The following is a 22,208-nucleotide window of genomic DNA, read 5'->3' as shown; positions in this document are numbered from 1 at the left end:
CAGTGTGATCCAATTGCCTGATTGGATATTCGCATGGCTCGACGCATCCTCCAACTCCTCATCGGCCTGGTGCTGTACGGCGCAGGATGCGCCCTGACCGTCCGCGCCGGGTGGGGTGTCGACCCGTGGACCGTCTTCGCCGAGGGCATCTCGATCCACACCGGCATCGGCATCGGCTGGGTGACGAACATCCTCGGCGGGCTCGTGCTCCTCGTCTGGATCCCGCTCCGACAGAAGCCCGGAATCGGCACCATCGCGAATGTCGCGCTCGTGGGCACCTCTCTGCAAGCGACACTCGCGCTCGTACCTGCCGCACCGGACCTCTGGGCGGGCGGCGCGATGCTGGCCGGCGGGATTCTGCTGGTCGCGTTCGCCTCCGGCCTCTACCTGGGAGCCGCTTTCGGCCCGGGACCGCGAGACGGCCTCATGACCGGCCTGCACCGCCGTCTCGGGTGGCCGATCTGGGTGTGCCGACTCCTCGTCGAGAGCACAGTGCTCATCGCCGGCTGGCTGCTGGGCGGGACCGTCGGCGTGGGCACCGTGGTCTTCGCGATCTGCATCGGTCCGCTCGTGCACCACGCGCTGCCGCTGTTGGACGTGAAAGAACGGCGCCGGGTCCGGGTCGACGCCTGACCGCCCGGCACTCCTGTCTTAGTGCTCGCGGAACTCGGGGCGCTCAGACCCCGGCTTCAGATGCGCGGTGAGGGCGGATTTGGCGATCTCCATGGTCGGGTACCGCCCGAGTTCCTCGTCCGCACCCGCCATCTGGACGACGTACGACTCGTCGTCGGTCTGAATCTTGCCCACGGCACCCGCCGGCCCATAGGCCACCCACAGCCTGCGCGTCTTCGCTTCGGTCATCATCGACTCCTTACGCCTGTCGTTCCGACGCTACGCCTGGCGCGGAGCGTGCGCCAGTGCGTGCCGGTGCGACCCCCGGTACTCTGGTCGTCGGCCCCCAGTAGCTCAGTGGATAGAGCAACGGCCTTCTAATCCGTTTGTCGCACGTTCGAATCGTGCCTGGGGGACTCCACATCCTGTGTCGACGGCCGTCATTAGACTGAGGCGCATGGTGGCTGCCTCCGAGAACGATCGACTTGTCTGGATCGACTGCGAGATGACGGGACTCGATCTCGACGTCGACGAACTCGTCGAGATCGCCGTCGTCGTCACGGATTTCGATCTCCGCATCCTCGACCCCGGATTCTCCATCGTCATCAAACCCGACGATTCGGCCCTGGCGTCGATGAGCGAGTTCGTCACCGACATGCACCGCTCCTCCGGACTGCTCGAAGAGATCCCCCACGGCGTGAGCCTCGCCGACGCCGAGTTCCAAGCGTTGGAGTACATTCAGCGGTTCGCACCGGTCGAGGGCAAGGCGCCGCTGGCGGGCAACACGATCGGCACCGACCGCATGTTCCTCGCGAAGTACATGCCCCGCGTCGATCGCTGGCTGCACTACCGCAACATCGACGTCTCGAGCGTGAAAGAGCTCTCCCGCCGGTGGTTCCCGCGCGCATACTTCCACGCCCCGGCGAAAGACGGCGGGCACCGCGCGCTGGCCGACATCCGTGAATCGATCCGCGAACTCGCCTATTACCGCCAGGCGGTGTTCGTGCCCGAGCCCGGGCCCACCAGCGATGCGGCGAAGGCAGCCGCGGCCTCCACCGTGTCGTCTTTCACGGCAGGAGTGTGAGAGAATCGTTGGGTTGCCCGCGCGAGCGGGAGACATGGTGGGTATAGCTCAGTTGGTAGAGCGCGGCCTTGTGGTGGCCGATGTCGCGGGTTCGAGCCCCGTTACTCACCCCAATGCTTGATCTGAGTTCCGACGCGTTCGAGAGACTCGTCGTGGACGAGCTCGATCGACTCCCCGACGAGATGATCGACGGTCTCGACAATGTCGTCTTCGTCGTCGAAGACAGAGCGGAAGACGGCAGTCTCGACCTCCTCGGCCTCTACGACGGCTGGGCGTTGACCGAGCGGGAACGCTACGGCGTCGGCGAACTCCCCGATCGGATCATCCTCTACCGCGAGGCCCATCTCGCCGTATGCGACGACGAAGAAGAACTGCGCGACGAGGTGCACACGACGCTGGTACACGAGATTGCGCATTTCTACGGCATCGACGACGAGCGCCTGCATGAGTTGGGATGGGCATGATGGTCTCACTCACGCTTGTCGACGCCCAAGAGCACCTCGACACGGATCGGCTCGGCGACGACGCCTGGCAGACCGTGGTCTGGAACGACCCGGTGAACCTCATGAGCTACGTGGCACATGTCTTCCGGGAGTACTTCGGCTTCGACGCCGAGACGGCATCCCGTCTGATGCTCGCGGTGCACCACGAAGGGCACGCGGTCGTCGCCCACGGACCGCGCGAACAGATGGAACTGCATACCCAAGCCATGCACGACTACGGCCTGTGGGCGACCGTGCGAAATGGAGCATCGTCATGACCGACAAGATCGTCGTCCTCGAGATCTCGGCCATCGAGGCCGTGCACCTCTCGGGAATGGTGAGGCAGTTCGTCGAACTGCTCGAAGCGACGTCCGTCGAGGGCGCCACTCCCCCCGACCCCGCCGTCGCGCGCCTCCTCCCCGACGCCTATGCCGATGACGCCGCCGCCTCCGCCGAGTTCCGCAGGTTGACGGGTTCCGACCTGCTCGACCGACGTCAGCATGACGCCGACGTAGTGCTCGCGACGCTCTCGACCGGCGGGCCCGAGCTCGACATCGCGACGGCCGAAGAGTCTGAGCTGACGCGCGCCTTCGTGCTCACCCTCGACGACGAAGAAGCGGGGGCATGGATGCGTGTGCTCGCCGCCATACGCCTCGTGCTCGCATCGCGACTCGGAATCGAGACGGAAGACGACCACGACGAGGATGACCCCCGCTTCGGAATCTACGAGTGGCTGGGTTTCCGCCTCGACGGTCTCGTGCAGGCGCTAGAGGCCTCTCGCTGACTCACGGCACCGCCAGAACGAGCGTGGCGTGGCTGGTCGGGTCGTCCCGGACGATGTGCGCTTCCTCTTGCAGCGCCCAGCGATCCCAGTGCGGCTCATACGTCTCACCGTCGCGAGCGATGCCGCGTCGACGTCTCTGCGGCGCCGGAGACTCCAGCCACACTCTGACATCGCCCAGACGCGCCGTGGCCGGGGTGAGGAGTCCGGAGCCTTCCACGATCAGGGGGAGCGAGGGGTCGACGGCGTGTGCTTCGGCGCGGGCCTCCTCGACCCAATCCCACCGATGCCACACTCCGATCATTCCGCGCGCATGCGGCATGAGGATGGCCCCGCGTGCGTATTCGACGCCGGCCTCGAGCCCGTCCCATCCGGGGTAGAGGGAATCCAGCGCCACCGACTGAACCCGGCCCGGCACGGGCCATCTCTCGACGACACGCTGCGCGAGGGTGGTCTTACCCGCGCCGCTCTGCCCGTCTATCAGGATGACGGGGTTCGCGGCCTCGACCCCGATCACAGCATCGAGGATGCGCGCGACAGCCGTGTCGAGTGCGCGAGCGACCGGGTCGACGCTACTTCTTGAGTGCGCGGATGACACGGCTGAGCGCGCGTCCGACCACCCACACGAGCGGGATAGCGACGGCGGCGAAAGCGACGATGTTCGGTTCGAACCGCAGATCGTCACCGCGACGAATGTAGGCACCGAGCGGCAGGGAGTACCCGCCGCCACCGCCACCGCCGTTGCCGGACTCGTCAGAACCGCCCCCGAAGCCGGTCCAGGTGAGAGCCACCGGGATGAGGCGGACCCCGTCGACGTCCTGCTGCTCGCCGTAGGAGGACGTCACTCCGAAGGAGGCGGACTGCTCACCGAGCTCTAGTGCGATATTGGGCATGACCCCACCGTACCCGCCGGACTTCCGGGTTCCCAGGCCTTGACGGCGGCGAGACGGTCGGATCAGCGCTCGTGAGACGACGGGCGGGGATGCGACGGCAATGCCCCCGTGTCGCGCATCGGTCCGAGCAGAGCTGCCCTCGTGATGACGCCTTTGCCGAAGCGCGCGGTCGCGTCGTCGAGCGCACCCTCGACCCGGCGCCACTCCTCGTCGTCATCCCAGAGGGCGAAGCCCGACGTGGGGGCGCGGAGCTTCTCGGCACGAACTCCGACCAGCCGCACGGGCAGTGGGCGCTCGATGGCGTCGAAGAGTTCGATCGCCGCTTCGCCGATGCGCTGGCCTACGGCCGACGGCTCGGCGAGCGTGCGCGACCTGCTGAGCGTGGTGAAATCCGAAAAGCGCACTTTGATGGCGATCGTGGACGCCTCGACCCCGTGGCCGCGGAGCCGTGAACCCACCCGGTCGGCAAGACGACGCAGCTCGACGTGGAGAACCTCGGTCGAGGAGATGTCGTCGGAGAAGGTCTCTTCATGGCCGATGCTCTTCTCGACGCGGGTTGTGTCGACCTCGCGCACATCGATGCCTCGCGCGAGGTTCCAGATGCGTTCCCCCATGGCCGCGCCGAGGGCTCGATCGAGCACATGGCGAGGCGTGCCGAGCACGTCACCGACCGTGCGGATGCCTCGGGACTCGAGTGCCTCCGACGCCTTGGGGCCGACGCCCCAGAGCGCACGGACGGGTCGTGGCGCGAGGAACGCCGCCGTCTCGTGCTCGGCCACGATCAACAGCCCATCGGGTTTGCTGATGGTCGACGCCATCTTGGCCACGTGCTTCGTCGCCGCCGCGCCGATGCTGCACGTGAGACCGGTCTCGTCGCGCACGCGTTGACGGAGAGCGCGCGCGATCACGCCGGGACTCCCCCACAGACGACGCGCGCCGCGCACGTCGAGGAATGCCTCGTCGATCGAGAGGGGCTCCACCAGCGGGGTGACGTCGGAGAAGATCGACATCACCTGCTTCGACAGTGCGACGTAGCGGTCGAAGTGAGGACTGACCACTGTGGCCATCGGACACAGGCGCAGCGCCTGCCCCATCGACATCGCCGACCGCACGCCGTATCGACGTGCCTCGTACGACGCCGCCGACACCACGCCGCGACCCTCGGTGCCGCCGACGATGATGGGCTTGCCGCGCAACGACGGGTCGTCGAGCACCTCTACCGACGCGTAGAAGGCATCCATGTCGACGTGCAGGATTCCTGCGCCGGTGTCGTCCGCCGCATCCGACGAGACGAGGCGCCCCGATCCGTCAGCTCGACCCATGGCTCGATTCTCGCTCTCCCCACCGACATCGCGGCGAGGAGATCATCACTGGGCGGCGCGCTCGAGGATCAGTTCGCGCACGCGCGCCGCGTCGGCCTGACCCTTCATCGCCTTCATCACGGCACCGATGATCGCACCGGCGGCCTGCACCTTTCCGTCGCGGATCTTCGCCATGACATCCGGCTGAGACGCGAGCGCCTCGTCGATCGCGGCGATCAGGGCACCGTCGTCCGAGACCACCGCGAGCCCGCGCGCGTCGATGACCTCCTGCGGCGTGCCCTCCCCCGCGACGACGCCCTCCAGAACCTGGCGGGCGAGCTTGTCGGTGAGCGTTCCGGAGTCGATGAGCTTCTGCAGCGCGGCGACGTCGGCCGGAGCGATGAGATCGGATGCTTCGCGATCGGCGGCGTTGGCGATACGGCTGATCTCGCCGGTCCACCACTTGCGCGCCGATGCCGGGCTCGCGCCGGCAGCCACGGTCGCCTCCACCTCGGCGAGGAGACCGCCGTTGGCGACGTCCTGGAACTCGAGGTCGGTGAAGCCCCAATCGGCCTTCAACCGGCGACGACGCACCGCCGGCGGCTCGGGAAGCTGCGCGCGCAGCTCCTCGATCAGCTCGATCGAGGGCGCGACGGGAAGAAGGTCGGGCTCGGGGAAGTACCGGTAGTCGTCCGCATCGGACTTCGGCCGTCCCGGCGAGGTCGTCCCTGTGTCCTCGTGCCAGTGACGGGTCTCCTGAGTGATCGTGCCGCCCCCGGCGAGGATCGCCGCCTGCCGTTGGATCTCGTAGCGCACGGCGCGCTCGACCGAACGCATGGAGTTCACGTTCTTGGTCTCGGTGCGGGTTCCCAGCGGCGCCGGCGCCTCGCCCTCGGCGCTGCGCGGGCGGAGGGAGACGTTCGCGTCGCAGCGGAGGTTTCCGCGCTCCATTCGCGCCTCGGAGATGCCGAGCGACAGCACGATGTCGCGGATCGCCTGAACGTAGGCCTTGGCGATCTCGGGCGAACGGTGCTCGCCCCCGTAGATCGGCTTGGTGACGATCTCTACGAGCGGGACCCCCGCGCGGTTGTAGTCGACGAGGGAGTACTCCGCGCCCTGGATCCGCCCGGTCGCGCCGCCGACGTGCGTGAGCTTGCCGGCGTCCTCCTCCATGTGAGCGCGCTCGATCGGTACGCGAACCAGGGTGCCGTCCGCCAGCTCCACCTCGACCTCGCCCTCGAACGCGATCGGCTCGTCGTACTGCGAGATCTGGTAGTTCTTCCCGAGGTCGGGATAGAAGTAGTTCTTGCGCGCGAAACGGCTCGACGGGGCGATCGAGCATCCGAGCGCGAGGCCGAGACTGATCGAGTAGCGAACCGCTTCCGCGTTGACGTTGGGGAGCGCCCCCGGCAACCCCATGTCGACAGGAGCCACGAGGGTGTTCGCCGCGGCGCCGTGATTGGCCTCGTTGGCGGGGTTCGGCGCGCCCGAGAACATCTTCGTCGCGGTGTTCAACTCCACGTGGACCTCGAAACCCATCACGGGTTCGAAGCGCTCGAGCGCCTCATCGAAGTCCATCAATGCACTCTTGGCCATCACGCCACACCTTCCGTTGCCTGAGCCTGTCGAAGGACCGGCGCCCGGTCGAGCAGGGGGCCGCCCCAGGAGTCGACGAGCAGAGCTTCGAGCGCGGCGCCGACGCGGTAGAGGCGGGCGTCCTCACGAACCGGCGCGAGGAACTGGATGCCGACGGGCAGGCCGTCTTCCTCGGCGAGTCCGGAGGGGATCGAGATCCCCGGCACACCGGCGAGGTTCGCGGGAATCGTGGTCACGTCGTTCAAGTACATCTGCAGCGGGTCGTCGATCTTCTCGCCGATGCGGAACGCGGTGGTCGGCGCCGACGGAGTCGCGATGACGTCGACGGCCGAGAACGCGGCGGCGAAGTCCTGCTGGATCAGCGTCCGCACCTTCTGCGCGCTTCCGTAATAAGCGTCGTAGTAGCCGGCCGACAGGGCGTAGGTGCCCAGGATGATGCGGCGCTTCACCTCGTCGCCGAAGCCTGCTTCGCGCGTGGCGGCCATGACCTCTTCGACGGTCGCGCCTCCGGGAGGCGTCACGCGCAGGCCGAACCGCACGGAGTCGAACTTCGCGAGGTTGCTCGACGCCTCCGCCGGGAGAATGAGGTAGTAGGCCGCCACCCCGTACTCGAAGTGGGGAGCGCTGATCTCGACGATCTCGGCGCCCTGCGCTTCCATGGCCGCCAGCGACGCGCGGAAAGACGCGGAGACTCCGGCCTGGAACCCGCTGTCGGGCAGTTCCTTGACAACTCCGACCTTCAGACCGCGCAGCACGTCGCCCCGGGCGCCGTCCCTCGCCGCGTCCGCGAACGACGGCCAGGCGTCGGTCAGCGATGTCGAATCGTGCGGATCGTGCCCGCCGATCACGTCGTGCAGGAGGCCCGCGTCGAGCACCGTGCGAGTGACGGGGCCGACCTGGTCGAGGCTCGAGGCGAGCGCGATCGCTCCGTAGCGGCTGACGCCCCCGTAGGTCGGCTTCACGCCGACGGTGCCGGTGACGTGCGCGGGCTGACGGATCGAGCCTCCGGTGTCGGAACCGAGCGCGAGAGGGGCCTCGAAGGCGGCCACCGCGGCGGCTGAGCCCCCGCCGGAACCGCCCGGGATGCGGTCGAGGTCCCACGGGTTGCGCGTCGGCCCGTACGCCGAGTGCTCGGTGGATGACCCCATGGCGAACTCGTCCATGTTGGTCTTGCCGAGGGGAACGAGACCCGCGGCGCGCGAGCGCGCAACGACCGTCGCGTCGTAGGGCGACATGTACCCCTCGAGGATCTTCGAGCCGCTCGTGGAGGGCATGTCGGTGGTCACCAACACGTCCTTGATCGCAAGCGGCACGCCCGCGAGGGGGCCGAGCTCCTCGCCCGCGGCCCGTCGCCGATCGATGTCCTCGGCGACAGCGACCGCGTGGTCGCTGACGTGCAGGAAGGCGTGGACGTCGCCGTCGACGGCCGCGATGCGGTCGAGGTGCGCGCGCGTCGCCTCGACGCTCGACACCTCGCCGCGAGCAAGCGCCGACGCGAGGTCGGCGGCATTCAGACGAGTGAGGTCGCTCACTGTTCCTCCCCCAGGATCGCTGTCACGCGGAATCGGTCTTCGGTCGCATCGGGCGCGTTCTGCAGCACCTGCTCGCGACTCAGCTCCCCGCCAGGCACGTCGGCTCGGAAGACGTTCTCCAGCGCCACCGGGTGGCTCGTCGCGACGACGTCGGGAGTCGCGACTCGCGACACCTTCGCGATGTTGTCGACGATCGCGTCGAGCTGGCCGGTCAGGCGCTCGACCTCCTCGTCGTTCAGCTGGATCCGGGCGAGCACGCCGAGATGGCGCACGAGATCGGGGGTAATTTCAGACACTCCCCCAGTCTAGGTCTGCACGGCGACGCACCTCGGTGCCCGACGCATCGCTGGCTAGGCTGTGCGCGTGACGACCTACGACCCGCCGCGCCCCTGGATCGCCAGCTACGCGGAAGGGGTGCCGTCCGATCTCGAGGCCGTGTCGGGTTCGCTCGTCGACATCGTCGACGCCTCGGCGCGGGATTATCCCGATGCCCCCGCCCTGCAGTTCTTCGGCCGGGTGACCAGCTATCGCGACCTCGACGAGCAGATCGCCCGCGCCGCCGAGGGGCTGCGCGCTCTCGGAGTGAAGGCCGGCGATCCGGTTGCGATCGTGCTCCCGAACTGTCCGCAGCACATCGTGGCGTTCTACGCCGTCCTTCGACTCGGCGCTGTCGTCGTCGAGCACAACCCTCTCTACACGCCGCGGGAGCTGCGCAAGCAGTTCGAGGATCACGGTGCGAAGCACGCGATCGTCTGGAACAAGGTCGTGCGCACCGTCCAGGAGTTCCCCGCAGACCTGCGCGTGCATGCGCTGGTCTCGATCGACGTCACGCGGGCGATGCCCGCCGCCACGCGGTTGGCCCTGCGCCTCCCCATCGCGAAAGCCCGCGAGTCGCGTGCGGCCCTCACCGAGAGGGTGTCGGGCACCGTGCCGTGGGAGAAGGTGCTTGCTGGCCCCTCGCTCTCGCCCTCGCACCCTCGTCCTGCGACCGACGATCTCGCGATCATCCAGTACACGAGTGGAACGACCGGGGTACCCAAGGGCGCGTCCCTGACCCATCGCAACCTGCTCGCCAACGCCGCCCAGTCGCGGGCGTGGGTGCCGCAGATCGTTCGCGGCGAAGGGTGCGTCGTCTACGCCGTCCTGCCGATGTTCCACGCGTACGGCCTGACGCTCTGCCTGACCTTCGCCATGTCGATGGGCGCCCGGCTCGTCCTGTTCCCCCGCTTCGATCCCGACATGGTGCTCGCGGTGACGAAGAAGCATCCGGCGACGTTCCTTCCTCTCGTGCCGCCGATCGCCGACCGTCTGCTGAAGGCATCTCTCGAGAAGGGGGTTCCGCTCACCGGCACCGACATCGCCATCTCCGGCGCGATGGCGCTGCCGCACGACCTCGTCGTGCCCTTCGAGGCGGAGTCGGGCGGATTCCTGGTCGAGGGCTACGGCCTCAGCGAATGCTCGCCGGTGCTCATGGCGAACCCGGTCGCCGCGAACCGGGTGCCCGGCACCGTGGGCCTGCCGCTTCCCGGCACCGAGTGCCGCGTCGTCGACCCCGAGAACCCCACGGCGGACGTCGCCCCCGGGGCAGCGGGCGAGCTGCTGGTGCGGGGTCCGCAGGTCTTCGGCGGCTACTTCGGTCGCCCCGAAGAGACCGAGGCGGTCTTCGTCGACGGATGGTTCCGCACGGGCGACATCGTGACGATCGATGATGCGGGGTTCGTCCGTATCGTCGACCGCATCAAGGAGCTCATCATCACGGGTGGTTTCAACGTGGCTCCGACCGAGGTCGAGAACGTGCTCCGGCAGCATCCGTTGGTCGAGGACGTCGCAGTGGTCGGCCTTCCCGATGAGCACAGCGGTGAAGAAGTGGTCGCCGCGGTCGTGCTGGCACCCGGAGCAGCCCTGGACGAGGAGGCCATCCGCGCCTTCGCGCGTGGCATTCTCACGCCCTACAAAGTGCCGCGCCGGGTCGTCGTCGTCGACGACCTGCCGAAGTCGCTGATCGGCAAGGTGCTGCGCCGTCAGGTGCGTGATCGCCTTCTCGCGAGTGCGGCCGAGTAGCGGCATCCTCAGGCACGGAACGTGCCGGGTCTCGGCTGCAGCGAGCCCGCCAGCGAGTAACCGGGCTGACCTGGGAAGTGGCCTCCGTCATCGTCATAACTGAGTTGCAGGAGTCCGACAGACGCCTGGGCGGGGCGCTGGTAGAACCTGTTCGCCGCGAACGCGATCTCACCGGGGTTGGGCACCCGCTCGACGAGTACCCGTCGTCGCCCGTGTGAGAACTCCAGAAGTTGGCCCTCCGTGAGATCGCCCCCTTCCCGAACTCGTTCGGCGACATCGTTGAGCAATCGACACGAGTCGGCCGGGCCAAGACCGAAGACGAGCACTTCGGGATGACCGATTCCGAAGAGCCCCACGGTATAGGCGAACGAGGTGAGCTCATCGGACGGGGCGGCATCTGCCCTGGCGCCGTCGACGCCTGTGCCGCAGGCCGCGCAGCAGGCGTCGACGCCGACATAGACGATCTCGACGCCATACCTGCGGATCACATCAGCGGTACGACGGTCTTCTTGATCGAGCCACGCTCGGGTGGCTGAGTCGATGGTGGTCATCGGTGTTCCTCTCTCGATGCGACGAGAGTAGAACAAAGGTACGACACTCGGGCTCACCGATCAGTCGCCCGAGTCACCTCGCGGAGGGAGCGCGCTCGGGCCTTCGGTGACGAGCACATGGAACTGGGCCGCATCGATGATGCGCAGACCCAGTTCTTCGGCCTTGGCGAGCTTCGAGCCGGCACCGGGGCCCGCCGCGACGAAGTCGGTCTTCTTCGACACGCTCGAGGCGGCCTTGCCACCGGCCTGCAGGATCGCCTCCTGCGCTCCCTCGCGGCTGTAGCCCTCCAGGGAGCCGGTCGCGACGACCGTGACACCTTCGAGCACGCCCCCGACACCCGCCGCGGCGCCCGGACCGGGATGCCCGGGTGTGGCGAACCTCACGCCGGCGTCGCGCCATCGATCGACGATGTCCCGATGCCAGTCGACGGCGAACCAATCCACCAGCGAGTCGGCGATGATGCCGCCGACGCCTTCGACGGCCGCCAGCTCGTCGCGCGACGCCGAGCGGATGGCGTCGAGCGAGCCGAACCAGTGAGCGAGCGCGCGGGCGGCGACGGGGCCCACGTGGCGGATGTTCAGGGACACCAGGAGCCGCCACAGGTCTTTGGTCTTGGCCTTCTCGAGCTCGGCGATGAGCTTGATCGCCTGCTCCGACGGCAGCACCTCTCGATGATCCTTGCGGATTCCGGCTCGTCGGCGCTCGGCGGCGTCGAGCAGTTCGGCGCCGGGCGGGTAGGTCGCAGGCCCGAGTTTCTGGAACGGAGTGCGCCGTACGTACTCGCCGGTGACCTCATCAATCCGGGGTTGCCCCGTCTCGGAGTCGCGGACGACGACCTGGATCGGCACGAGCTCTTCGAGGGTGAGATCGAACAGACCCGCCTCGGTGTCGAGAGGCGGATGCTCGGGAACCTCCGGCTGGGTGAGCGCCGCCGCGGTCACTTCGCCGAGCGCTTCGATGTCGAGAGCGCCCCGCGAGCCGATGTGTTCGACGCGACCGCGCACCTGCGCGGGACACGACCGCGCGTTGGGGCAGCGCAGGTCGATGTCGCCCTCCTTGGCCGGTGCGAGCGGTGTGCCGCACTCGGGGCACCGCTCGGGCATTACGAAAGCACGCTCGGTTCCGTCGCGCAATTCGGCGACCGGACCGAGCACCTCGGGAATCACATCGCCCGCTTTGCGTAGCACGACCGTGTCGCCGATCAGCACGCCCTTCGCCTTCACGACGTCTTGGTTGTGCAGCGTGGCCTGCCTCACGACGGAGCCGGCGACGCGCACCGGCGCCATCACCGCGAACGGCGTCGCTCGCCCGGTGCGCCCGACCGACACCACGATGTCGAGGAGCTTCGTGTTGACCTGCTCGGGCGGGTACTTGTAGGCGATCGCCCATCGCGGCGCGCGGCTGGTCGCTCCCAGCTCGTCGTGGAGATCGAGTTCATCGACCTTGACGACGATGCCGTCGAGCTCGTGCTCGACGTCGTGACGGTGCTCGCCGTAATGGGTGACGTAGCCGAGCACGCCGTCGACGTCGTCGAACGTGCGGTAGTAGGGGCTGGTCGGCAGCCCCCAGGAGGCGAGGAGCTCGTAGACCTCGCTCTGCGACGCCACCGGCGGGTGCGGCCAGGCACCGATGCCGTGAACCAGGAGGCGCAGCGAATCAAGACGCGCCTGCCCTGCCTCGAGTTCGAGGCCGTCTTTCTTCTCGAGCTGCTGCCGCAGACCGCCGCTCGCCGCGTTGCGAGGGTTCGCGAACGCCGGGAATCGCCGCTCGGCGCTCAGCGTCGCCCGGGCCTCGTCGAAGCCCCTGCCTCGCGAACGCGCCTCGTCGACGACGCGCTCGCGCATCCGAGCCTGCAGGGCGTTGAGCTGCTCGAACGACGCGACGGGGATGAACACCTCGCCGCGCACCTCCACGATCGGCGGGTGCCCGGTGCCGGTCAGCCGCTGCGGGATGCCGTGCACCCGGACCGCGTTGATGGTGACGTCCTCGCCGGTGCGGCCGTCGCCGCGCGTCGCAGCCGAAGTCAGCACGCCGTTCTCGTAGCGCAGGCTGATCGCCAGCCCGTCGATCTTCAGTTCGGTTAGCCACCGCACGGCGCGTCCGGCTGCCGCCTGGGCCTTCTCGCACCACTCGCGCAGTTCGTCGGCGCTGAAGACGTTGTCGAGGCTGAGCATGCGCTCGGCGTGCTGGACCGGGGCGAACATGGTGCCGGATGCTGCGCCGACGGAGAGCGTCGGGCTGTCCTGCCCCTGCAGTTCGGGGTGGAGACGTTCGATGGCCTCGAGCCGCCGCATCCACCCGTCGTAGGTGGCATCGTCGACGAGCTCTGCGTCGGCGCCGTAGTACGCGTCGCGCGCGCCGAGGATGCGCTCGACCAGCAACGTGACCTCGTCGCGCGCCTCATCGAGGGTGAGGTCGGGGAGTTCGTCGACGCCGTCAGCCATCCCGTCAGTTTAGAGAGCGGCGCAGACATCTCCGCGGGGTGGACACCACCGCGCCGTCGCGTCAGACGATGGCCGGGACCGCCGACACGGTGCGGGCGATCGTGAACTGCCCGAGCACGCGTGTCCCGTCGTAGAGGACGGCGGTCTGGCCGGGAGCGACCCCGTCGAAGGGCTCGTCCGGCACCACGGTGACCCAGCCGTCGGCAACCGTCGCACGCGCGGGCACCGGATCCGAGTGCGCACGGATCTGCACGTCGCAGGCGAACGCCGTCTGAGCCGGCGCGCGACCGGCCCAGGAGTGGCGCTCCCCCGCGATCTCGGCGGTCGCGAGGGCCTCCTTCGGACCGACGACCACCGTGTTCGACACCGGGCGCACCTCGAGCACGAACCGGGGCTTGCCATCGGCGGCCGGAACCCCGAGCTGGAGCCCCTTGCGCTGACCGACGGTGAAGGCGTGCGCGCCGTCGTGACGACCGATCACCGCGCCCGATCGATCGAGGATCTCGCCCTGCTCGGCGCCGACGCGCTCCGCGAGCCATCCGCGCGTGTCGCCGTCGGGGATGAAGCAGATGTCATGGCTATCGGGCTTCTGCGCGACGGTCAGCCCGCGCTCGGCGGCCTCTGCCCGCACCAGCGCCTTCGACGGCGTGTCGCCCAGCGGGAAATACGTGTGCGCCAGCTGCTCGGCCGTCAGCACGCCGAGGACGTAGGACTGATCCTTCGCGGAGTCGGACGCCCGGTGGAGCTCGAGCCCGTCGGGTCCGTCGACGAGGGTCGCGTAGTGCCCCGTGCACACCGCGTCGAACCCGAGCTCGACGGCGCGCTCCAGGAGAGCGGCGAACTTGATCTTCTCGTTGCAGCGCATGCAGGGATTGGGGGTGCGGCCCGCGCGGTACTCCGCCACGAAGTCGTCGATCACGTCGTCGCGGAAACGCTCGGAGAAGTCCCAGACGTAGAACGGCATCCCCAGCTTGTCGGCCGCCCGCCGGGCATCCATGGCGTCCTCGATGGTGCAGCATCCCCTGCTGCCGGCGCGGAGCGTGCCGCCTGCGCGCGAGAGGGCGAGGTGCACGCCGACGACCTCATGGCCCGCGTCGACGGCTCTGGCGGCCGCGACGGCCGAATCGACGCCACCGCTCATGGCTGCAAGAATCCGCATTCCTCCAGTCTACGGAGCGCCGCGCGCCGGGGCTCAGCGAGCGGCGGCGGCGCGCTCGTAGGCGAGCGGCAGCGCACGGGCGACGGCCTCAGCATCCGCGGCGGTGGAGGTGCGTCCGAAAGTGAACCGCAGCACCGAGCGCGCGTCGCGTTCGCTCCGCCCCAGAGCCAGCACGACGTGCGAGGGTTCGGGAACACCGGCCTGGCAAGCCGACCCCGTCGACACCGACACCCCGGCCTGATCGAGCAGGAACAGCAGGGTCTCCCCCGCCGCGCCGGGGAACAGCACGTGCAGATTGCCCGGGATGCGGTCGACCGGGTCGCCGAGCACCTCGGCTTCCGGAAGGGCGTCTCGGATGCTGCGTGCCAGCGCGTCGCGAAGATTGTCCAGACGCCGCGCCTCCTCTTCGCGCTCGCCCACGGCGAGCTCCGCGGCCACGGCGAACGCGGCTGCGCCGGCGATGTCCTGCGTCCCGGCTCGGAGGCCCCGCTGCTGCCCGCCGCCGTGCTGCAGCGGCGTCGGGGTCGCCGCCCGGCCCACGACGAGCGCACCGACACCCACGGGCGCTCCGACCTTGTGCCCCGATACGCTCACCGCGACGAGCCCGGTGGGGCCCGCCGCATCCGCCCGCCACCGCCGGAAGGACACCGGCAGGTGTCCGAAGGCCGAGACGGCGTCGAGGTGGAGCGCGACCCCCGCGGCTGCGGCGGCAGCGGCGAGCCCGGCGGCGTCGTTGACCGTGCCCACCTCGTTGTTCGCCACGAGAGCGGTCGCGACCGCCGCGCCGGGAAGCGCGTGCGCGAACGCGCCGGGATCGATGCGACCCACCGCGTCGAGGGGCACCGGGACGACCGCGGCGCCCTCGTGGTCGGCGAGCCAGCGGACGGCGTCGAGCGTCGCGTGGTGCTCACCATCAGGCAGCACCACAGAGGCGGCAGCCGGACGCCGTGACCACCACAGTCCCTTGAGTGCGAGGTTGATCGACTCGGTACCACCCGAGGTGAACACCACCTCGACCGGGTCGCAGTCCAGCACCGCGGCGAGACGCTCGCGAGCGCCCTCGAGCACGCGGCGGGCCGCCTGTCCGCCGCCGTGGATCGACGAAGCGTTGCCCACGACGTCCTGGGCTTCGAGCCACGCGGCTCGCGCCTCGGGGCGCAGCGGCGTCGTGGCCGCATGATCGACGTAGACGGCCACGCCGCCTCCTTGCGTAACTTTCCGGACTTCCGGCCTCATTACTCTAGGACGCATGGTCCGCACCGAGACGCCCTCCGTCCTCTCCGGCCCCCGCTTCCTCGGTCCCGCGCTCGATGACCTGGGCGTGCGACGGGGCGCGGACGGGATCGCCACCCTCCGGGTGTGGTCGGGCACCGCCGACGCGATGGATCTCGTCGTCTTCGACGACACCGATCTCGACTGGGCGACCGCGGTGCTCCCGATGTCCGACGCCGGTGACGGCGTATGGAGCGTCACGAGCGAGCTGCTGCGTCCCGGCGCGCGGTACGCGATCCGGGTCAACGGTCCGCACGGCTCCGGGAACACCTTCAACCCGACGACACTCCTGGTCGAGCCGTACTCCCGAGGCCTCGTCTCCGGCGGATACGAAGACTGGCGCTCCGTCGTCGTCGACGGCGGGTTCGACTGGGGCGACGCGCGCAAACCGCGCATCCCTCTCGATCGGACGGTTATCTACGAAGGTCACGTCAAGGGCCTCACGAAACGCCACCCCGATGTGCCCCCGGCGCTCCACGGCACCTACGCCGGCCTCGCGCATCCCGCGATGATCGAGCATCTGCAGACGCTCGGTGTGACCAGCGTCGAGCTCCTGCCCGTGCACGCTTTCGCCACCGAGCCACGGCTGCTCCAGCTCGGGTTGACGAACTACTGGGGGTACAACTCCCTCAACTTCTTCACCCCTCACGGTGCCTACGCGACGGCCGAGAGCCGGCGGGAGGGGCCGGAGGCCATCCTCCGCGAGTTCAAGGGCATGGTGAAGCTGCTCCACGAGGCGGGCCTCGAAGTGATCCTCGACGTGGTCTACAACCACACGGCGGAGGAGGGCATCGGAGGACCGCGCACGAGCTTTCGCGGCATCGACAACCGCAACTACTACCGGCAGACCGAAGACGGCACGTACATCGACGTCACCGGGTGCGGAAACGCCGTCGACACCTCGACCGACGCGGCCGCGAGACTGGTGATCGACTCGTTGCGCTACTGGGCTCAGGAGGTGCAGGTCGACGGTTTCCGTTTCGACCTGGCGGCCACACTCGGCCGTGACGAGACTCACGCGTTCACCCCGCAGCATCCGCTCCTGCAGGCGATCCTCCACGACCCCCAGCTCGCCGACGTGAAGATGATCGCCGAGCCCTGGGATGTCGGGATGGGCGGATGGCAGACCGGCAACTTCGGGGCCGGCTGGTCGGAATGGAACGACCGCTACCGCGACCGTGTGCGCAATTTCTGGCTGAGCGACGTCGACTATGCGCGACGAGCCGACACCGCGCCCGTCGGGGTCGGCGGCTTCGCGACGCGCCTCGCGGGGTCGTCGAACACCTTCAGCGTCGAGCGCGGGCCCCTGGCGAGCGTGAACTTCGTCACCGCTCACGACGGCTTCACCCTCCGCGACCTCGTCTCGTACGACGTCAAGCACAACATCGGCAACGGCGAGCACAATCGCGACGGCGCCGACACCAACCGCTCCTTCAACCACGGCGCCGAGGGCAAGACCGACGACGAAGGCATCCTCGCAACGCGCCGCAAAGCGATGCGCAACCTGCTGGGCACGCTGCTGCTGTCGGCGGGCGTACCCATGCTGACGGCGGGCGACGAGTTCGCACGCACCCAGCGCGGGAACAACAACGCCTACTGCCACGACTCGGCGCTGACCTGGCTGTCGTGGCAGCACGAGCCCTGGCAGGAAGACCTTTTCGCCCACGTGCGCGAGCTGATCCGCCTCCGGCAGGCCAACCCCGCGTTGCGCCCGACGCGCTTCGCTCGCTCCGGCGAGTCGACGCCGTCCGCCTCGGTGATGGCCTGGTACGACGAGCGCGGCGAGACGATGTCGGAGGACCGGTGGACGAACCCGGCGCACCGCACGCTGCAGTACGTGGCCACCTCCACTCCGGAGTTCGAGGACCCGAACACGGTGCTCCTGATGGTGCACGGCGACGAACGCCCCATCGACGTCACCCTTCCTCTGCTCGACGGCGTCGCACGCTACGTGCCGGTCTGGTCGAGCGCGGACGAGCGGCCCGCCGCGCAGGACGGCGCTTCAGCGCCCGGCGACACCGTCTCCCTCGTGGGCACCTCGATGCGACTTTTCGTCGCTGAGTGATCACGACGCATCTGTCAACCGCTTCCGGTCCGCTGTCATGCGCCGGAGAGCCACGGTAGGTTTCAACCGTGGCTCCGACGACGCGAACTCCTTCCCCCTCGGCGTGGCGTAGCGCCTCGTCCATCCCTGTCCGACCGGTGGTCGCGACGCCCTCTCCGGGGGCGACGCAGACTCCTCGCATTCCGCTTGCCCTCCCCTTTCCGCAGGTTCCGGGCGGCAGGTTCGACCCGTCCGCCTACGTCGGCGAGGCGGTGCCGTTCACCGTCACCGCCTTCCGTGAGGGCCACGACCGCATCGGCGTGCACGTGCGGCTGTTCTCTCCCGGCGGCGACGAGTCGCTGCACCGCCTGAGCGCGCTCGGCGACGGCTTCGACCGGTGGTCGACCCTCATCGTGCCGCTCGAGCAGGGCGTCTGGAAGTTCCGTTTCGAGGCGTTCGCCGACGACTTCACGACCTGGCAGCACGCGGCCGACGTGAAGATCTCCGCCGGCGTCGACGCGGCGCTCATGCGTGAGTCGGGTGCGCTCCTGTTCAGTCGGGCCGCGAAAGAGAAGTCGCGCCCGGCCGAAGAACGGCGCCTGCTCGAGCGCGGCGCCGTGACCCTCCGCGACCCCGCAGCATCCGACGAGACCGCACTCGAGGTCGTCCGCTACGCCGAGATCGAGAAGTCCTTCGCCCGGCGCCCGCTCGCGTCGCTGGCCACCGTGGGCGACGAGCACTCGCTCCTCGTCGAGCGCGAGCGCGCCGGTGTCGGCGCCTGGTACGAGTTCTTCCCGCGTTCCGAGGGTGCCGTGCGCGCCGAGGACGGCACGGTCGTGAGCGGCACGTTCCGCACCGCCGCCGCGCGACTGGCCGGGGTCGCCGGCATGGGCTTCGACGTGCTCTACCTCCCGCCGATCCACCCGATCGGCGAGCGGAACCGCAAGGGACCCAACAACACGCTCGACCCCAAGCCGGGCGATCCCGGATCGCCGTGGGCGATCGGCGGTGCCGCGGGCGGACACGACGCGATCCACCCCGACCTCGGCGACCTCGACGATTTCCGCGCCTTCGTGGCGGAGGCCCGACGCCACGACATCGAGATCGCTCTCGATCTCGCCCTGCAGGCCTCCCCCGACCACCCCTGGGTAGCCGAGCACCCCGAGTGGTTCACGACGCTCCCCGACGGCTCGATCGCGTACGCCGAGAATCCGCCGAAGAAGTACCAGGACATCTACCCGGTCAACTTCGACAACGACCCGGAGGGCATCCGCGCCGAGGTGCTGCGCGTCGTCCGCCACTGGATCGCGCAGGGCGTGAACATCTTCCGCGTCGACAACCCGCACACGAAGCCGCTGCAGTTCTGGGAGTGGCTCATCGCGACGGTCAACGCCGAATCCCCCGACGTCGTCTTCCTCGCCGAGGCCTTCACCCGCCCGGCCCCGCTGCAGGGGCTCGGGATGGCCGGGTTCCAGCAGAGCTACACCTACTTCACCTGGCGGAACACCAAGGAGGAGCTCACCGAGTTCCTCACCGGTCTCGCCCACGAGACGGCCGACTTCCTGCGGCCGAACCTGTTCGTCAACACCCCCGACATCCTCACGGAGTATCTGCAGTACGGCGGTCGGCCGGCGTACAAGACCCGCGCGGCGCTCGCCGCCACCGCGGCTCCCACGTACGGCGTCTACGCCGGGTACGAGCTCATCGAGAACGTCGCACGGCCGGGGTCGGAAGAGAACATCGACAACGAGAAGTACGAATACAAGTTCCGCGACTGGGCCGGAGCCGAGGAGCGCGACGAGTCGATCGCGCCGTACCTGCGCCGCCTCAACGAGATCCGCCGCGCGCATCCCGCGCTCGCGCAACTGCGCAACATCTCGTTCCACTGGACCGACGACGACGCGATCCTCGTCTACTCCAAGCACATCGACGCGGCGCTGAGTCCGACCGGTCGCGACGACACGATCATCGTCGTGGCGAACCTCGACCCGCACTCTGCTCGCGAGACCACCGTCCACCTCGACACGAGGATCTGGGGCGTGGACGGCGCAGCCGGTGAGACGTTCGAGGTGGAAGACCTCGTGACAGGAGCCCAGTGGACGTGGGGCCAGCACAACTTCGTGCGTCTCGACGCGTTCGTCGAGCCCGTCCACATCCTGCACGTGAAGGAGACCCGATGAGCCGCTCATCCACCCCCGACGACGTCGTCCTCGACACCATCGCGACGGGCAGCTACCACGATCCGCACTCGGTGCTGGGCGTCCACACCGACGCGGACGGCACCGGGGTGGTGCGCACGCGACGTCCTCTCGCGTCGACCGTCACGGCGGAGCTCGCCGACGGCTCGAGCGTCGAGTTCAGTCATCTCCGCGCCGGGATCTGGGAGGCCGACATCGCCGCGGCGCCCGGGCGCTACACGATCACCGCGACCTACGACGACGGATCGTCGCACACCGCCGATGACCCGTACCGGCACGTGCCGACCATCGGGGAACTCGACCTGCACCTGATCGCCGAGGGGCGTCACGAAGAGCTGTGGCGGGTGCTCGGCGCGCACGAGCGCGTGCTCGACGGCACAGCGGGAGTCGCATTCGCGGTGTGGGCACCCGATGCGCGCGCGGTGCGCGTGATCGGTGATCACAACGGCTGGGACGGCCAGGCGCACTCGATGAGGTCCATGGGGGGCAGCGGCGTCTGGGAGCTGTTCATCCCCGAGATCGGTGTCGGCGCCCGCTACAAGTTCGAGATCCTCACGCGGGCGAGCAACTGGATCGAGAAGGCCGATCCGATGGCCCGTCTTGCCGAAGTTCCCCCGGCCACCGCATCCGTGGTCACCTCCTCCGACTACACCTGGACCGACGACACCTGGATTGCCCAACGGTCCTCGGCGCCGGTGACCGATCAGCCCATGTCGATCTACGAGGTGCACCTCGGCTCGTGGCGGCCCGGCCTCGGCTATCGCGACGCGGCCGACCCCCTGGTGGAGTACGTGACCCAGCAGGGGTTCACCCACGTCGAGTTCATGCCCCTGGCCGAGCACCCGTTCGGCGGATCGTGGGGGTACCAGGTGACCGGGTACTACGCTCCGACGAGCCGGTTCGGCGGACCCGACGATCTGCGGTATCTCATCGATCGTCTGCACCAGGCGGGCATCGGCGTGATCATGGACTGGGTTCCCGGGCACTTCCCGAAGGATGCTTTCGCTCTCGCGCAGTTCGACGGCGAGCCCCTGTACGAGCACCCCGACCCTCGGCGCGGCGAGCACAAGGACTGGGGCACGCTGATCTTCGACTACGGCCGCAGCGAGGTGCGCAACTTCCTCGTCGCGAACGCCCTCTACTGGTTCGAGGAGTTCCACGTCGACGGGCTGCGCGTCGACGCGGTCGCATCGATGCTCTACCTCGACTACTCGCGCAACGAGGGCGAGTGGGCTCCGAACCAGTACGGCGGCCGCGAGAACCTCGAGGCGATCAGGTTCCTGCAGGAGGTGAACGCCACCGCCTACAAGCGCTACCCCGGCATCGCGATGATCGCCGAGGAGTCCACGAGCTTCCCCGGGGTCACAGCCCCCACCTCGCACGGCGGGCTCGGCTTCGGCTTCAAGTGGAACATGGGGTGGATGAACGATTCGCTCCAGTACATCTCCCGCGACCCGCTCTACCGCGCCCATCACGAGGGCGAACTGTCGTTCTCGTTCGTCTACGCGTTCACCGAGAACTTCGTGCTGCCGATCAGCCACGACGAGGTCGTCCACGGCAAGGGCAGCCTCTTCGGCCGCATGCCCGGAGACCACTGGCAGAAGCTTGCGAACATGCGCGCCTACCTGGCATACATGTGGGGGCACCCGGGCAAGCAGTTGCTCTTCATGGGCCAGGAGTTCGGCCAGATGTCCGAGTGGTCAGAGGGCCGAGGACTCGACTGGTGGATGCTGGAGCAGCCCGCCCACGCTCAGCTCCACGACTTCGTGGCAGCGCTGAACCGCGTGTACCGCGAGGAGTCGGCTCTCTGGGCGCGCGATCACGACGGCGCGGCCTTCGGCCGGCTCGGGGGGCCCTCGTGGAACCCGAACGTCTCGGCCTTCTCGCGCCGAGACTCGCACGGGAACACCGTCGCCGTCATCGCCAACTTCTCGGGTGAGCCGGTGCACGACTACGCCATCGACCTGCCCGCGGGCGGCGTATGGACCGAGGTGCTCAACAGCGATGCCACCGTCTACGGAGGTTCGGGCGTCGGAAACTACGGCGTGGTCCACGCCGACGACCACGGGCGCGCGACCCCCACGCTCCCCCCGCTCGGAGTGCTCTTCCTGAAGCACACCGCCTCCTGACCGCGAAACCCGTTCCACGCAACGAGACCCCGACATCATGTCGGGGTCTCGTTGCGTGGAACGCGGTC

The 22,208-nt window shown here is 68.8% G+C and carries 19 protein-coding genes, 2 tRNA genes and 1 pseudogene; 11 read left to right on the top strand and 11 right to left on the bottom strand.

Going from position 1 to position 22,208, the window contains the following annotated elements; translation table 11 throughout:
- Nucleotides 1-33: 33 nt before the first annotated feature.
- A complete protein-coding gene (locus DEA06_RS02770) occupies nt 34-633 on the top strand; it encodes a hypothetical protein (protein WP_116646402.1) in 600 nt (199 codons plus the stop codon).
- A gap of 18 nt (nt 634-651) precedes the next feature.
- Here DEA06_RS02770 and DEA06_RS02765 read toward each other — a convergent pair whose 3' ends face one another.
- Nucleotides 652-861 (bottom strand): methyltransferase, encoded by a 210-nt coding sequence (locus tag DEA06_RS02765; protein WP_116646805.1) that lies wholly within the window; start codon nt 859-861, stop codon nt 652-654.
- A 94-nt stretch (nt 862-955) separates the two neighbouring features.
- Between DEA06_RS02765 and DEA06_RS02760 the strand changes: the two genes are divergently transcribed.
- The 6 genes from DEA06_RS02760 to DEA06_RS02735 all read left to right on the top strand — a co-directional run bounded on the left by DEA06_RS02760 (nt 956) and on the right by DEA06_RS02735 (nt 2,962).
- Nucleotides 956-1,028, top strand: a tRNA-Arg gene (locus DEA06_RS02760).
- A 41-nt stretch (nt 1,029-1,069) separates the two neighbouring features.
- Complete coding sequence (gene orn, locus DEA06_RS02755; protein ID WP_116646401.1) at nt 1,070-1,696, top strand: oligoribonuclease; 627 nt, start codon at nt 1,070-1,072, stop codon at nt 1,694-1,696.
- A gap of 37 nt (nt 1,697-1,733) precedes the next feature.
- A tRNA-His gene (locus tag DEA06_RS02750) sits at nt 1,734-1,809 on the top strand.
- Nucleotides 1,810-2,160, top strand: coding sequence for a metallopeptidase family protein (locus DEA06_RS02745; protein ID WP_116646400.1), 351 nt, complete (start codon nt 1,810-1,812; stop codon nt 2,158-2,160).
- Entirely contained in the window at nt 2,160-2,456 is a 297-nt protein-coding gene (gene clpS, locus DEA06_RS02740) for an ATP-dependent Clp protease adapter ClpS (protein ID WP_240606812.1), read from the top strand. Before DEA06_RS02745 ends, clpS begins: the two co-directional genes overlap by 1 nt.
- A complete protein-coding gene (locus DEA06_RS02735; RefSeq protein ID WP_116646399.1) occupies nt 2,453-2,962 on the top strand; it encodes a DUF2017 family protein in 510 nt (169 codons plus the stop codon). The genes clpS and DEA06_RS02735 overlap by 4 nt, the downstream gene beginning before the upstream one ends.
- Nucleotide 2,963: 1 nt before the next feature.
- On the opposite strand, the gene DEA06_RS02730 is transcribed toward DEA06_RS02735, so the two are convergent.
- From DEA06_RS02730 to gatC, 6 genes and pseudogenes are all read right to left on the bottom strand, one after another.
- Nucleotides 2,964-3,557, bottom strand: a complete 594-nt coding sequence (locus tag DEA06_RS02730) for a hypothetical protein (protein ID WP_240606777.1) — start codon at nt 3,555-3,557, stop codon at nt 2,964-2,966.
- Nucleotides 3,532-3,852, bottom strand: a complete 321-nt coding sequence (locus tag DEA06_RS02725; RefSeq protein WP_116646398.1) for a hypothetical protein — start codon at nt 3,850-3,852, stop codon at nt 3,532-3,534. Before DEA06_RS02725 ends, DEA06_RS02730 begins: the two co-directional genes overlap by 26 nt.
- A gap of 62 nt (nt 3,853-3,914) precedes the next feature.
- Nucleotides 3,915-5,186: pseudogene (locus tag DEA06_RS02720) on the bottom strand (DNA polymerase IV); the annotation flags it as partial.
- 33 nt (nt 5,187-5,219) lie between these two features.
- A complete protein-coding gene (gatB, locus tag DEA06_RS02715; RefSeq protein WP_116646396.1) occupies nt 5,220-6,749 on the bottom strand; it encodes an Asp-tRNA(Asn)/Glu-tRNA(Gln) amidotransferase subunit GatB in 1,530 nt (509 codons plus the stop codon).
- Nucleotides 6,749-8,281 (bottom strand): Asp-tRNA(Asn)/Glu-tRNA(Gln) amidotransferase subunit GatA, encoded by a 1,533-nt coding sequence (gene gatA, locus DEA06_RS02710; RefSeq protein ID WP_116646395.1) that lies wholly within the window; start codon nt 8,279-8,281, stop codon nt 6,749-6,751. Before gatA ends, gatB begins: the two co-directional genes overlap by 1 nt.
- Nucleotides 8,278-8,577, bottom strand: a complete 300-nt coding sequence (gene gatC, locus DEA06_RS02705) for an Asp-tRNA(Asn)/Glu-tRNA(Gln) amidotransferase subunit GatC (protein ID WP_116646394.1) — start codon at nt 8,575-8,577, stop codon at nt 8,278-8,280. The genes gatA and gatC overlap by 4 nt, the downstream gene beginning before the upstream one ends.
- A gap of 67 nt (nt 8,578-8,644) precedes the next feature.
- On the opposite strand from gatC, the gene DEA06_RS02700 reads away from it, so the two are divergent.
- On the top strand, nt 8,645-10,342 hold the full coding sequence (locus tag DEA06_RS02700) for a long-chain-fatty-acid--CoA ligase (RefSeq protein ID WP_116646393.1): 1,698 nt from the start codon (nt 8,645-8,647) through the stop codon (nt 10,340-10,342).
- Between the two features lie 8 nt (nt 10,343-10,350).
- Here the strand turns inward: DEA06_RS02700 and DEA06_RS02695 are convergent, their stop codons facing one another.
- From DEA06_RS02695 to DEA06_RS02680, 4 genes are all read right to left on the bottom strand, one after another.
- Nucleotides 10,351-10,893 carry a DUF4262 domain-containing protein gene (locus DEA06_RS02695; protein WP_116646392.1) on the bottom strand — a complete coding sequence of 181 codons (543 nt, stop codon included), beginning with the start codon at nt 10,891-10,893 and terminating at the stop codon, nt 10,351-10,353.
- A gap of 60 nt (nt 10,894-10,953) precedes the next feature.
- On the bottom strand, nt 10,954-13,338 hold the full coding sequence (ligA, locus tag DEA06_RS02690; RefSeq protein WP_116646391.1) for an NAD-dependent DNA ligase LigA: 2,385 nt from the start codon (nt 13,336-13,338) through the stop codon (nt 10,954-10,956).
- A 61-nt stretch (nt 13,339-13,399) separates the two neighbouring features.
- The gene (gene mnmA, locus DEA06_RS02685) at nt 13,400-14,497 is read right to left on the bottom strand and encodes a tRNA 2-thiouridine(34) synthase MnmA (protein ID WP_116646390.1); all 1,098 of its coding nucleotides are present in this window, start codon (nt 14,495-14,497) and stop codon (nt 13,400-13,402) included.
- A gap of 33 nt (nt 14,498-14,530) precedes the next feature.
- On the bottom strand, nt 14,531-15,694 hold the full coding sequence (locus DEA06_RS02680; RefSeq protein ID WP_116646389.1) for a cysteine desulfurase family protein: 1,164 nt from the start codon (nt 15,692-15,694) through the stop codon (nt 14,531-14,533).
- Nucleotides 15,695-15,746: 52 nt separating this feature from the next.
- Here DEA06_RS02680 and glgX point away from each other — a divergent pair, with 52 nt between their 5' ends.
- The 3 genes from glgX to glgB all read left to right on the top strand — a co-directional run bounded on the left by glgX (nt 15,747) and on the right by glgB (nt 22,140).
- Complete coding sequence (gene glgX / locus DEA06_RS02675; RefSeq protein WP_116646388.1) at nt 15,747-17,834, top strand: glycogen debranching protein GlgX; 2,088 nt, start codon at nt 15,747-15,749, stop codon at nt 17,832-17,834.
- Nucleotides 17,835-17,971: 137 nt separating this feature from the next.
- Entirely contained in the window at nt 17,972-19,993 is a 2,022-nt protein-coding gene (locus DEA06_RS02670) for an alpha-1,4-glucan--maltose-1-phosphate maltosyltransferase (protein ID WP_240606811.1), read from the top strand.
- Nucleotides 19,990-22,140: a 1,4-alpha-glucan branching protein GlgB gene (gene glgB / locus DEA06_RS02665; RefSeq protein WP_116646386.1), complete on the top strand. Its 2,151-nt coding sequence runs from the start codon at nt 19,990-19,992 to the stop codon at nt 22,138-22,140. Before DEA06_RS02670 ends, glgB begins: the two co-directional genes overlap by 4 nt.
- Nucleotides 22,141-22,208: the final 68 nt, after the last annotated feature.

This window comes from Microbacterium sp. Gd 4-13 (assembly GCF_003095395.1).
Taxonomy (GTDB): Bacteria; Actinomycetota; Actinomycetes; order Actinomycetales; family Microbacteriaceae; genus Microbacterium.
This window is presented reverse-complemented; position numbering and strand designations above follow the sequence as displayed.

Bases quoted from the DNA above. Each gene is read 5' to 3' on its own strand.
- DEA06_RS02770 (WP_116646402.1), top strand. From the start codon at position 34: ATGGCTCGACGCATCCTCCAACTCCTCATCGGCCTGGTGCTGTACGGC.
- DEA06_RS02765 (WP_116646805.1), bottom strand. From the start codon at position 861: ATGACCGAAGCGAAGACGCGCAGGCTGTGGGTGGCCTATGGGCCGGCG.
- orn (WP_116646401.1), top strand. From the start codon at position 1,070: ATGGTGGCTGCCTCCGAGAACGATCGACTTGTCTGGATCGACTGCGAG.
- DEA06_RS02745 (WP_116646400.1), top strand. From the start codon at position 1,810: ATGCTTGATCTGAGTTCCGACGCGTTCGAGAGACTCGTCGTGGACGAG.
- clpS (WP_240606812.1), top strand. From the start codon at position 2,160: ATGGTCTCACTCACGCTTGTCGACGCCCAAGAGCACCTCGACACGGAT.
- DEA06_RS02735 (WP_116646399.1), top strand. From the start codon at position 2,453: ATGACCGACAAGATCGTCGTCCTCGAGATCTCGGCCATCGAGGCCGTG.
- DEA06_RS02725 (WP_116646398.1), bottom strand. From the start codon at position 3,852: ATGCCCAATATCGCACTAGAGCTCGGTGAGCAGTCCGCCTCCTTCGGA.
- gatB (WP_116646396.1), bottom strand. From the start codon at position 6,749: ATGGCCAAGAGTGCATTGATGGACTTCGATGAGGCGCTCGAGCGCTTC.
- DEA06_RS02695 (WP_116646392.1), bottom strand. From the start codon at position 10,893: ATGACCACCATCGACTCAGCCACCCGAGCGTGGCTCGATCAAGAAGAC.
- ligA (WP_116646391.1), bottom strand. From the start codon at position 13,338: ATGGCTGACGGCGTCGACGAACTCCCCGACCTCACCCTCGATGAGGCG.
- mnmA (WP_116646390.1), bottom strand. From the start codon at position 14,497: ATGCGGATTCTTGCAGCCATGAGCGGTGGCGTCGATTCGGCCGTCGCG.
- glgX (WP_116646388.1), top strand. From the start codon at position 15,747: ATGGTCCGCACCGAGACGCCCTCCGTCCTCTCCGGCCCCCGCTTCCTC.
- glgB (WP_116646386.1), top strand. From the start codon at position 19,990: ATGAGCCGCTCATCCACCCCCGACGACGTCGTCCTCGACACCATCGCG.